The 14175-nt window shown below is 43.7% G+C and carries 12 protein-coding genes; 8 read left to right on the top strand and 4 right to left on the bottom strand.

Annotated features, from left to right (window positions below):
• Window positions 1-481 precede the first annotated feature (481 nt).
• Both NX845_RS00060 and NX845_RS00055 read right to left on the bottom strand, forming a co-directional pair.
• Window positions 482-961 (bottom strand): hypothetical protein, encoded by a 480-nt coding sequence (locus NX845_RS00060; RefSeq protein ID WP_004736325.1) that lies wholly within the window; start codon window positions 959-961, stop codon window positions 482-484.
• 286 nt (window positions 962-1247) lie between these two features.
• Window positions 1248-2627, bottom strand: coding sequence for a CAP domain-containing protein (locus NX845_RS00055; protein ID WP_260256391.1), 1380 nt, complete (start codon window positions 2625-2627; stop codon window positions 1248-1250).
• 405 nt (window positions 2628-3032) lie between these two features.
• Between NX845_RS00055 and NX845_RS00050 the strand changes: the two genes are divergently transcribed.
• The 6 genes from NX845_RS00050 (at window position 3033) to NX845_RS00025 (ending at window position 9922) form a co-directional block, all read left to right on the top strand.
• Window positions 3033-4295, top strand: a complete 1263-nt coding sequence (locus NX845_RS00050) for an amidohydrolase family protein (RefSeq protein WP_065681168.1) — start codon at window positions 3033-3035, stop codon at window positions 4293-4295.
• Between the two features lie 181 nt (window positions 4296-4476).
• On the top strand, window positions 4477-4872 hold the full coding sequence (locus tag NX845_RS00045; RefSeq protein ID WP_065681281.1) for a pentapeptide repeat-containing protein: 396 nt from the start codon (window positions 4477-4479) through the stop codon (window positions 4870-4872).
• Between the two features lie 267 nt (window positions 4873-5139).
• Entirely contained in the window at window positions 5140-6711 is a 1572-nt protein-coding gene (locus NX845_RS00040) for an amidase (RefSeq protein ID WP_065681167.1), read from the top strand.
• Window positions 6712-6770: 59 nt separating this feature from the next.
• The gene (locus NX845_RS00035; RefSeq protein ID WP_017084624.1) at window positions 6771-7769 is read left to right on the top strand and encodes a DUF2860 family protein; all 999 of its coding nucleotides are present in this window, start codon (window positions 6771-6773) and stop codon (window positions 7767-7769) included.
• 103 nt (window positions 7770-7872) lie between these two features.
• Window positions 7873-8892: an AraC family transcriptional regulator gene (locus NX845_RS00030; protein WP_004736336.1), complete on the top strand. Its 1020-nt coding sequence runs from the start codon at window positions 7873-7875 to the stop codon at window positions 8890-8892.
• A 136-nt stretch (window positions 8893-9028) separates the two neighbouring features.
• On the top strand, window positions 9029-9922 hold the full coding sequence (locus NX845_RS00025) for a DMT family transporter (protein ID WP_065681166.1): 894 nt from the start codon (window positions 9029-9031) through the stop codon (window positions 9920-9922).
• Between the two features lie 112 nt (window positions 9923-10034).
• Here the strand turns inward: NX845_RS00025 and NX845_RS00020 are convergent, their stop codons facing one another.
• A complete protein-coding gene (locus tag NX845_RS00020; protein WP_065681165.1) occupies window positions 10035-10919 on the bottom strand; it encodes an SMP-30/gluconolactonase/LRE family protein in 885 nt (294 codons plus the stop codon).
• Window positions 10920-11018: 99 nt separating this feature from the next.
• On the opposite strand from NX845_RS00020, the gene NX845_RS00015 reads away from it, so the two are divergent.
• Window positions 11019-11915, top strand: coding sequence for a LysR family transcriptional regulator (locus tag NX845_RS00015; protein WP_065681164.1), 897 nt, complete (start codon window positions 11019-11021; stop codon window positions 11913-11915).
• A gap of 316 nt (window positions 11916-12231) precedes the next feature.
• On the opposite strand, the gene NX845_RS00010 is transcribed toward NX845_RS00015, so the two are convergent.
• A complete protein-coding gene (locus NX845_RS00010) occupies window positions 12232-12372 on the bottom strand; it encodes a hypothetical protein (protein WP_157936576.1) in 141 nt (46 codons plus the stop codon).
• 233 nt (window positions 12373-12605) lie between these two features.
• On the opposite strand from NX845_RS00010, the gene NX845_RS00005 reads away from it, so the two are divergent.
• Window positions 12606-13652 (top strand): S1C family serine protease, encoded by a 1047-nt coding sequence (locus tag NX845_RS00005; RefSeq protein ID WP_157936575.1) that lies wholly within the window; start codon window positions 12606-12608, stop codon window positions 13650-13652.
• The last annotated feature ends 523 nt before the right edge of the window (window positions 13653-14175 follow it).

The raw sequence follows: 14175 nt of genomic DNA, 5'->3' as shown, positions 1-14175 counted from the left end.
AATAAAATATGCAATACAGTGCTTATTGATATTTGTGATCTTGGTTAAAGCAATGATTGATTTTATTAATATTAGGGGTTGTCATCAGGTATATTTTATATATCGAAAAGACAACACCTTAAAAGCAGTATGGATAATAGACACAGGTTAAAATTTTAATAATTTCGCCTATTCCATCATTAATAATAAATCAATATTTAAACCAACTTAAAAGTTATTAATCATTCTGTTTAATTACCAACATAAAAAACGAGCCTATCTTATCTGACTTCTAGTTGTTAATTTAATCTAATGCGTTGGCTCGACAATGATCATTATGGTTTTTAGTGTTCTGAAATGAGGTTCGATAGAGCTTCATGCTGAGTATGTTGTGATTTGATTAACCGCTTAATACATAAAACAGAAAAGGGTTGGCAAACATGCCAACCCCTCTCATTGGAGAGTTCATTCCAAACTCCCCAATTTTCTACTCTACTTATGTTTAAGCTGTCTTTTCTTTCAAGTTTGATTCTTGCTTTTCATCCAGAGCAAAGTAGATCTTCGATACAATCACTTCAGCAACCAGAATCGTAAATACCACAGCGAAGAACGCTACTACACCGCCCCAAGGGCCAGTGAAGCTCACCTTGTCACCGAACATGAGGTTTATCGCTTCTAGCATGACGAATTTTGAGCCAACAAGAATAATGTATGTCGACAGTGCTCGATACACCTTAGGTGCCGTTCCAGATTTCTGTTTGAAGTAATCCGCTACCTTGTGCTCTAAACCAATAGAGAGCTTCAACAACAACTGCAGTAACAACGCCGCTATCAAAGAAATAGTGAAAGATTCAATGTTGACGAAGTCCCAGTACTCATCGAAAAAGTTAAGTACTACTAAGTCCACCAGCACGGCTAACGTGTAACCTACGAATAGACGTTGTGGAGTGTTGAACCCGTAAACTTTGTCTGATTTAGTCATTCTGTCTCTCTCTAATTTGATAAGTAGCCTTGATTTGAAATACATCTTAGCGTTCGAATCGAAGCAAAACTTACCATTTCATGACACTACTCAAAATCATTCACGACATTAATGAATCGTCATAGTGTCCTCGCGCCTCCACCTTTAATAATCCTGATCGCCCACGTACCACTGTAAAGTAAAATGGCACTATCGAGTGATCTGCTGCTACCAAGTAACCTGCCACTACCAACTAAAAAAGAATAGCGACGCTAAATGAATGACCCGTATTTAAGCAATAAGTGTGTTAATTGAAATCTTGCGTCCAATAAGACATCTTCGATGCATCTGACTTACTGGCTTTGTATCCAATTCCCATCTTTGTGTGTCGGCTATTCATCACGTTTTGGCAGTGACCTTCGTGACCAGCCCAACTATTGAGGCCGGCATTGTTAACTTGCCCATCACTTCGCGGGCTGGTGTAACCGAAAATAGGAATCACAACCGAATTGGATGAAAGGACAAACGCATTCTGACCAGAACTGTTCACAACAAAGTGACCTTGAGCATCTCTTCGGTACTGCTCATCTGAGTTCAACTGAGCATTACTCGCCGTGTTATTGTCCCAAGCGATAGGAGCTGCTGGTGGGTAGTTACCACTCGAAAACGATGAACCAAAGGCATCACAATAACGTTGTGTCGACCTCGCACAATTTGTCGAGATAACAGATTGGTACTTAATACTGTTCTGACTTAGATCTTCTGGAATGTTCACAATTCGGCACCATTTTTCATCGGCAACGCCTTGACCGGGCATCCCCCAAATCGCACCGTTCAATAATTGATTTGTATCTAGTGAAGCGAAATCGATGAGAGTGTCGCTATTAAGCTGATCTAGATCCAAATCGATCTTTCCAGATGAAGTGTTCAACTCAAAGATCGAGGCCCCAACCTCCTTAGCTGCTGCATTAATTTTGTCGCGCTGTAATAATTCCCAAGAATCACCAAACCGCTCTTTTGACTGCTCTCCATAAGCTTGAGCGATAAAATCGTAAGTAGGTAAATTAGACTCTATCCCACTTCCATCTTTGGAAACTACGCTGCCAACGGTTTTAAATTCCAACGAACTGTCGAACACCGCATCGTTAAACACATACGATCCCAAGTGCTCACTAGAACAAGAGTTACTTTGCATATCGTATCGATATTCAGAAATTGTACCGTCCACAAGTAACTGATGATTCTTCCTTTGCGCGCTTAATCCTGTGGTTTCGTAACAGTGCCAATCGTTAACAAAGTTGCTGCCATTATCGATAACGATTGTTGGTACAGCGATAATCACATCAACCTTCTGAGTATCTCCACTCTTGAACGCTGGCAGCTCATTTTTGACGGCAATAGATGAGAAATTTCTGATTGGATCCGTTTCTTCGATAAAACCTTCGATAGCAAAAATCATATTGTTGCTAAGAGCTTTAATGTCAGGCTGCTGAGAGGTAGATGATGAGCCGGTATTACTCGGATTACTTGGATTACTTGGATTACTTGGATTACTTGGATTACTTGGATTACTTGGAACATTAGCGTTGTTAGACGTTGTGTTGTCACCTCCTGATGAACTTTCTCCTCCACAACCCGTAATAATCAGTGCTAGAAGGGCGACTGCCAAGATATTTTGTTTTTTCATGAGTTAATCCTTAACCATATGTTTTTCTTGATGTAAGGATGTTGCCTCATAGAACGAACTTAAATTTCAGAACAATGTCAGAGCCCCTAAATACTGACACCGATTTAACATTTTATAAGATATTGTCAATTTAACGTTCGACCTATAAGTAGATGAACTCATTCAGTATTTTCCTTAGTCCTTCCGTTTAAGAGCCAGTTACAGTTCGGTAAATTGATTCTCAACACAAGGTGACGACGATTTGAAATACACCTTAACGTTCGAATAGGAAAAACTTAGAAATATAGAAAAGCACCAAAAGATAAGTCTCGTCATTGCTTGTCACCAAATGGCCATTCTTCAAATGCTGCGCCCCATATGATGACCCCATCAGCGACACACACTCATTTCCAAAAGGTGCAGACTATGAAAAAGCTAATCACTAACGCGAACGTATTTAACGGTGTTGATAACAACTTAATCGAGAACGTATCGATCCTGATCGAAGATAACTTGATCACTCAGATTGGAGAGATTGACCCAACGATTGCCGATGAAACGATTGATGCTCAAGGTGGTACGGTCATGCCAGGCCTGATTGATGCGCACGTTCATATCACGCTCTCTGCCTCTTTTAATGTCATTGATACGATGACTCGTGAAGAAGTGGCGATTCGCTCAGCAAAGATTTCTGAAGAGATGTTAATGCGCGGTTTTACTACCATTCGCGACGTGGCGGGTAATACGCTTGGCCTTAAAAACAGCATCGACAAAGGCTATGCCACTGGCCCACGTATTCTTCCGTCAATGGCGGCTATCTCGCAAACTTGTGGTCACTCAGATTACCGTCAAAACCAAGCACAAGAGCGTTTAGCAAACGGCCATGAAGATTCACCTATGATGAAACTTGGCGCCATGAAAGTGGCAGATGGTCGTTCAGAAGTATTAAAAGCTGTGCGTGAACAACTGTTTATGGGCGCTTCTCAAATCAAGATCATGGCGGGTGGTGGTGCATCTTCAACGTTCGACCCGCTAGACACGTTGCAATTCACATCAGAAGAAATGAAAGCCGCGGTTGATGCCACTTCTGATTATGGCACTTATGTTGCCGCGCACATCCACACCTCTGATGCGATGCGCCGAGCCGCTGAAGCGGGCGTGATGTCTTTCGAACACGCGACCATCATGGACGACGACATTGCAGAAATCATTAAAGAGAAAGGCATTTGGGTGATTCCTTCTTACTTTACCTCTTCATTGATTGCAGAGCGTAAGATCCCGCTGCCAAATGAAGAGACATACCGCAAGACAGAACGCGTAGGCAAAGCGATGTTCAAGTCGGCAGAGCTTATCAAGAAATACGATATCCAGAACATCGCTTTTGGCACTGACTGTGTAGGTGAAACCAACGTTCACGCGACACAATTGAATGAGCTTGGTGCGATTGAGCAAGTATTCGATACCATCACCGCACTTCGCATGGCGACATCAAACTGTGGACGCTTGTTCGAGATGTCGACCTATCAACACCCATACCAAGAAGGCAAGTTAGGTCAGATCGTTGAAGGCGCGTATGCCGACCTATTGATCATCGATGGCAACCCACTGAAAAGCGTCGCATGTGTCGCTGACACAGAGACACAAAAACTGATCATGAAAGACGGTAAGGTGTACAAAAATACGCTTTAACCTCGAAAAGCGCTCGTCCCTACGCCAAACAACAAAACAACAAAACAACAAAACAACAAATCTAAAGCAAATAACCGAGATGACTAACTTGGTTGTTTGCTTTTTTGATCGCCTAAAGCTTATCTCGCTTTCGACCAACAAACTCTGGCAACAACTCGATTCTATTTTAGAACAGCATAAACTGTGGTTGGAAAACCAAGGCGGCGAACGAGCACAATTAGGTAATACCGATCTAAGTAATCTAGCGCTTCAAGATGTTGACCTTCGTTGCGCCAACCTGATACGTACCGATTTTAGTGGCGCCAATTTATCAGGCTCCAACATGAATGAGGCTGACATCACCTACGCCAATTTCAGCCACGCGAACCTCAACAATACCAGTTTCCGCGATGCTGACCTACGTAACGCCAACATGAGTCACGCCCAAATGCTCAACGTCGATTTACTGCGCGCCGATTTATTCCGTACCGATTTCAGCAATGCCCAAGTCAATGACTCTGCTTTCAAACGAATCGACACAGGCAATACCATTATTGAGTTGCGAGATCCTACCCGACAGTGCCTCTCTGCCAAGTAGGCTCAAACAGTTACTATCTGCAATGCGCTGATATAAGAGCAGCGCATACCCAAGCAACATATCCCCAAACAAATCGAATAAGCATGGCCTATACATAACCCGACAAACCAGTTGGCGTGAATGGTATGAACATTGGCGGTATTTGCACTGCAAGCCAACACGCCAATCTTTATTCTAGTCCCATAAATCAGCACACGGAGTGACGCTAAGCCTAGCGAGCTAGGTTTCAAAACAAGGATAGTGACTTTCTAACTTGGGATAGAAACGATGACTATCAATGAATTAAAACGCAGAGATTTTTTCAAAGTTATGGGGAAAGGTGCAGTTTCAGCTGCGGCTATCTCTCTGCCTACCTTAGCGAATGCAACGCCAACTTCGCCAACAAATTTGCCTTCAGATCACCAAACCGTTGACTCGCCACTGGATGCGACCGAGATGGCGAACCTGATAAGAGACAAAAAAGCCTCGCCAAAAGAATTCGTACAAGAAGCCATCTATAAAATTCGCCAGACCAACGATCAAGTTAATGCAGTTGTTTCTGAGTGCTTTGACTTAGCGCTAGAGCGTGCAAACTCGTTTAACCCGAACTCACCCTTTGCTGGCGTGCCTTTCTTGGTGAAAGACTGCGTTGATGTTGTTGGGCTTGAATGCACCCTGGGTTCGAAGCTAAACCAAGGCAGAAAACCCAACGCGACCTCTTGGTTTATTCGAGCGACTCAAAATGCAGGGCTGAACACCATTGGTATGACGAACATCCCTGAGATGATGACACTAGGCTGCACACAGAACTCCCTTTACGGCGCTACACGCAACCCATGGGATCTAAGCCGAGGTGTTCACTCATCGACTGGCGGTGGCGCAGCGGCGATTGCAGCTGGCTATGTACCCTTAGTGCACTCTACTGATGGCGGCGGTTCTTCTCGTATGCCTTCTTCGGCGACTGGGATCTTTGGTTTTAAGCCAAGTCGAGAATCTTTGATCTCAGGGCTAACTGATGGCTCAACAAACGAAGGTTTTACTCATCAATCGTTTATGTCGAGAACCGTTCGTGACGCAGCTTTGGCTGTTTCAGTCACAGAGCAACATACAAAGAATGATTTTGAGACGCCTTTTCCTCGAACCCCAATAGGAATGGTTAATGCTTCTCTTAACCGTCAGATAAAGATTGGCGTCACCCTTAAAGATATCCACGGTAGGCTTCCTGATGAAGATACGCTTGCAGCCATTCGTTCTACGGTCTCTTTGCTCGAAAGCCTTGGGCATATCGTTATCGAAGTTGAACAACCAATCCAAGATGGCGATGTGTTCATGCGTAACTATATGGGCGTATTTGGCAACAAGATGGCAAGCTTTGCTGAGCAATTCGACCACTTAGGTATGCCGCTAGAATCGATGCCAGACAAAGTCAGCGATAACGTCGTCTATTTAGCTCGCACGATGCAAGCTCGCTTAAAAGCAACTCCTAGCTTGTATATCGACTCTCAAGAACGATGCCGAAACTTCGCGACCAATCACAACCGAGAGTTCTTTAAAAACATCGACATTTGGCTCACCCCTTGTGCAAACCATGTTCCTTTGGACATCGAATATTTCAACCAGAAAACGCATTCCGGCAAAGAGATATGGGCACGTTCAGAGAAATTAATGTCCTACACGCCAATCGAAAACGTGGCAGGCAATCCGGCGATGTCGGTTCCCTTGTATTGGAACAAGCAGAACCTTCCTGTTGGTAGCCACTTTTCCGCAGCAAGAGGCAACGACCGCCTGCTATTTGAATTGGCCTATCAACTAGAACACGCCAAGCCTTGGGCAAACAAAAAAGCCCCGATTGCGCTTTAAAAAGCAATTCACTTTCAAAACAGTTCAATTTAGAAAACCATTTAAGTACGAGTCTTTTGATGAAACATATTATTTTCCTATTCTTGGCAAGCCTGACGCTTGCGCCACACTCATTCGCAGCTCTAGCACCAAGCGAAGGCTTCAGTGGCAACATGACCTTCCTAACTGGCTTCACCGCAAACTCAAGCAACCTCGATGTTGGTCAAAGCAATCATCAATCTCAAGCCGATTTAATGTCGTCGGGTAATACGGAAGCAGAGGGAATGGTCGCGGTTTTGGGTTCAGTGCAATACACCTTTGGCGCTTTGAATCACAAACAGTTTTTCTTAGGTACCTCAAGAGACGACATCATCACAGGTACGTTGGCATTTGAAGTTGGATATAGGCAGCAAGTGGAAAGCGGAATGGTGGTCGATTTTTCTATCTTGCCGACTCTGATATCTGGCGAAGTATGGGATGACCCTTATGCTGTTGACTCAAATAGGAAAGAAACCGACCTCACTGGCACTGTGGTTCGAATGCAGCTTTCAAGAATAATGGGCTCGAACTTTAATCTCGATGTCGCTTCTGGTGAGTCAGACGTTAAAAAAGAAAACACCGGCCTAAAGGGGCTTGGTTTAACCGAAGAAGAACGCGCATTGATGATTCGAGAACGAAAGTACTTTTATCTCAAGTCTGGTTATCAGTACTTCTTGAAAGATGGGTCAGGCATTCTCACACCTTCAATGAATGTTTTCTCTTCAGATTCTGAGGGTGATGCACTATCGTTCTTGAGCCTTGGCGCGGAAATCAACCTAGCGAAAAGATACGGAAATCATGGTCTTGCTTTAACACTCAATGCAGCAAAACGCAGCTATGATAAAGAGAACCCAATCTTTAATAAGACACGTGAAGACAAAGACTTTGGCGCCTTCGTTGCTTATGAATATGCCAATATTTTTGATGCGAAAAACTGGTCTCTGGTATCACTACTCGGCGCGAAGACAACGAATTCGAATATTGAGTATTACCAATCATCACAATATGTGGTTTCAGTCGGTGTTGATTACAAATTCTAAGATTGAACTGAGGTTTTCATTACTTGTAACCCGAAACAAATCCTTTAATTTGGACATATTACCGAGAAGAACACTCTTCAATCGCCAGCAATAACAGGGAGTTATGGTGGAAAGTTTTAGTACTCAATTGCCCATTTTTTGGTTTAAAACTTTAGATTCTGCTATACAGGCTAGAATTGGAGACAGCAGCGATATCTGGTCGGGAGCAGAGGTCTATAAACAACTTTGCTCCGCCGAATCGATCTCGGCTTATCAGCTTCAAACCGCCATCACCAATATCTACCAACGCTTTGATCATGAACTGATCGACCTATTTGATGAGTCCGCTCGCTACTTCGATGAGCTTGAAATGGGCGCGCCGGTCATGGCCATGCTCACCGCGCCAGATCTCGCCAGCTTTTGCCAACTGCTGAGTCGATATTCCATTCATATACATCCGCTACTGAAAATATTCAGCCGTGAAACAGAAAATGGTGAAGTCGAGCTTTGGGGCGTCACACCCGAGTACATTGACGAAACCACACTGATGACACACATCAGCTTGGGGCTCTATTTCAGTATTATGATCAAGCTCGTTCGCAGATACCTTAATGCGCCGAATCAAAAGCTCGCCATTCACATCCACAAGAACACCATCGGTGATGAGTTCTTGAGCATCTATGAGCGTGTCTTTAATGTTGAAATGAAAGAGGGCTTCCCCGCCCGCTACCTTCTATTTCCTAACGATCTTGTCCAGGCGAAACCTCGCCAATTCCAAGCTGACTTTCATGCAGAGTTAGTACGAATCGCCGATCAACAGATGGAAAAAACGTTAAAAACTAACTTGATCTACAAAGTGAATGAAACGTTCAAGGTGCTCGCGGTGAAAGACACCAACCTAGATAGCGTAGCGAATAATCTTCACATCAGCCCTCGAACCCTGAATCGTAAGCTTAAACAACAAGGTGTGAGCTTTCGTCGTTTGTTCGATAAATACCGACTTGAGCTGAGCATGACGTTACTGAATCAAAACGACGGCAACATTACCTATGTGGCTCACGAACTTGGCTTTTCAGACTCGAGCGCATTCAGTCGAGCATTCAAAAATTGGACTGGGCACTCTCCTACTGAACTCAGGTCGTAATAGCAGATCTCGCACCCCATATCACTAAGCATCGAACGACATTGTTCTTACTTGGTTTTTTGTTCTTACATATTTTCGATTCTCATGTATTATGTGCGCCCATAATTGTATGACAAATATGTAGCGCCGTTTCTGTATGACCAAAGCCACCAACCACGCGATTTTGCTCTTAGTATTCGCCAACCTGCTCGCCTCCTTTTCAGACGTCTCACTAAAAGTGCTGAACGGTGAAGTGCCCACGTTCCAATATGTGTTTATCCGCCAGCTATTGAGCGTGATGTTGCTGCTCCCTTTTTGGCTAAAGCTACCCAAAGAGACGCGCATGCAAGGTGGTTGTCGCATCAATTTTTTGCGGGCTCAGTTCATCCTAATGGGAAGCGGCTGCGCAATGATTGCCATCACACACCTCACCTTGGCGACTGCAAATGCGATGTTCTATGTTGGGCCCATTCTTATGCTCCCGCTTTCTATTGTTTTACTGAAAGAGAAGCCGACATCATCAAAAGTGGTCGCGACACTGATTGGCTTCTTGGGTGTGTTAATCGTGTTGCGTCCAGAGCAATTTCACTGGGCCGCTATTGCGGGCTTAGGCAGTGCGCTCGCGATGGGCGTCGGCAATATTTTGATTAAACGTCTTCACGCAGAACAACACATTATCTCGACACTATTTTGGACCAGTGTGATGACTCTGCCGTTGGCGTTGGCTCTTGCTCTGCCTGCATGGGCGGCGATTGAATGGCGTCATGTTGGGTGGATTATGGCAATCAACCTATTCGTTCTGGGATACCATGCCCTTGTGGTGGTGGCTTATAAAAAAGCGCCAGCAAACCAAATTGCTCTCGCAGAATACTCGGGGTTGGTGTTTGTGACCCTATTTGGCGTGATGTGGTTTGACGAGATTCCAGGCATGTTGACCCTTGTCGGTATTAGCCTGATCGTCATTCCTATGATGCCAATAAAATGGAAGAAGTACTTCAGTAGGCCAAATCAAACGGCGCTAGATATAGAAGCCAATCAACCTAAACCTTAATCGTCGACAGTGCTATTAAAGCGTATTGCGCTAACCCAATTTCGACTTATTCAAACTAGTAAAGGGACCGGTATTTCTACCCGTCCCTTTTTGTTTTCGTTTGTGTAAGGTGTTACTTAAGCTTGAACACCAACACTTTGTTGTATGCCGTCACCATCAGTAAGTCTTGCTGTTTCCCGCCAATTTCTAGATTACTAATATGGCCAGCATCGATAGCGATAAAGTCTATTTGCTTACCGTCTTTATCGAACACACCCACACCACCATGCGCTGCAACAAATAGGTTGTCATCAGCATCAACAGCAACACCATCAACCATAGGTTCTGAGCCAGATTCCGCTTTCGCTTGGGCAAACTGAGTCTTATTGCTGAGTGACTGTCCATCAACATCAAATCGGTATACCCAGCCATCAGACGTGTCGGCAACGTATAACGAAGATTCATCAGAAGAAAAAGCGATGCCGTTTGGCAGCTTGAACTCTCCGGTGATCAACTTTAGATCACCATCTAAATAACGATAAACGCCATTAACCGGTTGCTCTGGTTCTGCCTTTGCTGGGCCGTAACCTTGGATACCAAACGGAGGATCGGTAAACCACACGCTGCCATCACTGTTAACGGTTAAATCGTTAGGGCTATTAAGCAGTTTGCCGTTGTACGTTGCAGCGACAATCACTTTCTCTCCGTTGCCCTGACGGTACGACAGCTTTCTATCATGACGAGCAGCCCACAGGTTGCCTTTCGCATCGATATCGAGACCATTAGCATAGCCAGAATTGTCATCAAACACGCTCAGCTTGCCGTTAAGATCGTAAGAATAGGTTGTGTTATTTGGGATATCGCTAAACAAGAAATGTTGATGTTCCACATCCCATGTTGGGCCTTCAACAAAGCCGAATGAGTCTCCAACCAATGTTGGGTTGCTTTCTACAACAGAGGCAGCTGAAACATTCATAGAGGCAGCCATTGCAGCGGTAATAAGTAGTAATTTGTTCATTGTTCTTCTCCTTTCTGTTTACGTTTTGAATCTTAGTTTCTTGAAAGAGTGAGAAAAACAGTACAAAATGACTTCACTGTTTACTAAATGGTGTTAATGATGAATTTAATTTATATGCAGACCTTCTTGACTGTCGCCGAAGAGCAAAGCTTCACCAAGGCCGCTGAAGTATTGGATGTGTCAAAAGGTTTGGTGTCTCGGCATGTACAACGACTCGAAGAAACATTGAATTCTAAACTGTTTCACAGAACGACTCGTTCTATCAGCCTCACGGAAGTGGGCGAAGAGTTGTATTCGAAAGCGAAGCAAATTCAACTATTAGCAACCGAAGCGGAAATGCGTGTCTTAGACATGACGCAGGAAGTGGCAGGCGATTTGAAAATTACCGCGCCGATAGAGTTTGGGCGTGCGCTTTGTCGTCATATCATCCCTACTTTCAAGCAAGAGTACCCAAAAGTGGATTTGATTCTCGACTTTGGGCCGATGAAAAAGAAGATAGAGTCTGGCGACTTTGACATTGCTTTCCGAGCCTACGATGAACTGCCTAATGATGTGATTGCCAACGATCTCGGGCATATCCGCAATGTTCTCGTTTGCAGTGCGGATTACGCATCAACTTACCCACTCGCCACCACCAAAGACATCCATAAATGCAGCTTCATTCTTAACAGTCAAAATGAACGTTGGAATCAGCTGGAGTTGATCAATGGCGAACAAACCTACCATGTTGAAGTAACCGGAAGTGTTAGCTCTAATACCTACAGTTCAATTTTGGAGTTAGCAATGCAAGGGATAGGTGTCGCCAGCTTGCCGTTCTATCAAGTTGAAGAGCAGATCAAACAAGGTAAGCTTATTCACGTGTTCCCAGAATGGTCGATTAAAGCCCAAAAGCTAAACCTTATCTATGCTCAAAGAAGAGTAACACCGCAGAAGTTGGTCACTTTTAACCGAGCCGTAAAAGAGTGGTTGGAATCGAATAACGCTTATACGTTGTAGGTTTTATAACGCTAAATCTTTCAATTGGAATGCATGTGCGTTCCATTCATATCAGGCGCAATCACAATACTTTTCAATAGCTGATAGGCTGCCGTGTGTTCGTCGATTTTGAAACACCCTCCCCCTCAAGTTGAGTTCATCACCCCTGTAGATTGACGACCGAGGGGGAGAACCTTCTTTATCGCTGAACGTGTAAATGCACATGCCGCCATCGGTATTCAGTTCCTCCCCTTTCTTCTCATAGTTTAAGCTCATTCATAATTTGATCTATCACTTCTCTATAGATCTCCTCAAAAAGGCTACATAAGAAAACGAATTATGGGCCTCGCACGTTCCAATGTTGAGCTCGTGCGTTGTTGGCGAAAACACTGTATTCAGACAGAAAATCAATGAGTTGAGCCAGAATTGTCTCAGCTGCGTTTTTCTCAATGCCAATTCGGTTTGTGGTATGTTTCATGTGTTCCTACAATTTCAATTGAGGCTCATGTTTGAGTGAACTCTGGAGAGCTTGATAATGAAGTGCTTTAAAAGCGTAGCTTCAGGCTTTGGTGTGCTAACGCTTATCCGGTTTTTTCTAATATACTATCTAGCTACTTCGAGCATTTCTGTAGCATTTGGAAACGAATGATCAATCAAAGAACAATAAGGTTAGTGGTAGAATTCTGCCCCCTTTTCTTTTTGGAGATGTTCGTGAAAAAGTTACTTTTGTTATGTATGGTGTCTTTATCTTTAATGGGTTGTGTGTCATCACAAGTAGCCGTTGTTGATAACACTGCCGTAGGCAACAATAACATTCATGTTGTAATTGAAAGTGACGAGGTTGAGGACCGAATTGGTGTTGGTCCGGTTATCTTGAAGTATTTAGAAGATAAACAAATCTCATCAGAATTCGGTCATGGCGGCAAGCATTTTGCTCAATCTGGCACTGGCAGCGGTTTCTTGGTGGCTGAAAACAAATGGCTCACCAATTACCATGTAATAAAAGATTTAGATGACATTACTATCAGTTATGCGGGAAAGAACATTCCGGCTACCGTTATTGCTACTGATGAACATAATGATCTAGCCCTCCTTAAAGCAGACAGCGGTGATTTGAAATCAATAAAATTCGCTACCGCTGAAGTTGGAAATAGCATTTATGTATCGGGTTACCCGCTCTCGTCTATGTTGGGCGATTATGCAAGGCTGACTACGGGAAACATCAGCAGTTTGTATGGGTTTGATGGTAACGCTAGCAACATACAAATTACAGCCCCGATCTCTCCTGGAAACTCAGGAGGTCCTGTAACAAATACTGACTTTGAAGCGGTGGGTGTAGTCGTAAGCACGGCAAATACTGTCGCGATGGCCAATAGAATCGGTTCGCTACCTCAAGGCTTAAATTTCGCTGTATCTCCGAACGTTGCCTCAGGGTTCTTGTTGCAAAATGGCGTTGAGACACCTAAAGAAACAATAAAAAGCGTTCAAGCGCTTCTCAATAGTACGGCATTAATTTGGAATGGCAATTCAACAAAGCAGAAGCGAACCTATATCGCCAAGTTTACTTATAGATATTATTGGGACCTAGGTAACCATCTGTCTTATATGAGATTGCACCTGATTGATAGCAATACTGGTGAAACGGTTTTAAAGTCATCCCTCGAAGCTGATTCAATGGGTATCCAAGGTCCGGTTTATGACATGATGAACAAGGTCACCGCGGAATTAGCGATAGGCCTCAACCAAACCAATATGTGATTTGGATAGCCAAGGTTCAATATCAAAGGGGCGTTCTACTTAGTTAGTTTGGCTTTTTGGCATTTTTTGCTGCAAGTACTCAAAGTTGTCACGCGAAATAAAAATCCTGACAGGTTTGGTTTATGGGGGGCTTTCTCTACGTCATGTGTATTTAAAGAACTTTTGTTTGATTGTTCTGCACCAATAGGACTGGGCGCTTCGCTAAGCGACTTTCCAGCCCCAAAAGTTGTCCGAATTACCAAATTTAAGTCATTGCTATAACTCGTTTATATCCAAACCCAATTCAGCACATTCAAAACAAAAGGGATTGGTATCTCTACCAATCCCTTCACTACTTATTTATAAAGTAACGGCTCTTACTCTCTACAAACTCTCAATTGCTTTTTGTACCACAGTGTAGTGGTCAACAAATACCGGACACTGACTTAAGCCGATTTTCGGCATTCACTGGCGACAGCCCATCATTTGCTTGATGAGGCCGTTGCCGATTATAGTAACTCATCAGGTAATGGCTGATGTCTTT

The sequence above is a fragment of the Vibrio sp. NC2 genome (assembly GCF_025195005.1).
In the GTDB taxonomy this organism is placed as follows: Bacteria; Pseudomonadota; Gammaproteobacteria; order Enterobacterales; family Vibrionaceae; genus Vibrio; species Vibrio splendidus.
This window is presented reverse-complemented; position numbering and strand designations above follow the sequence as displayed.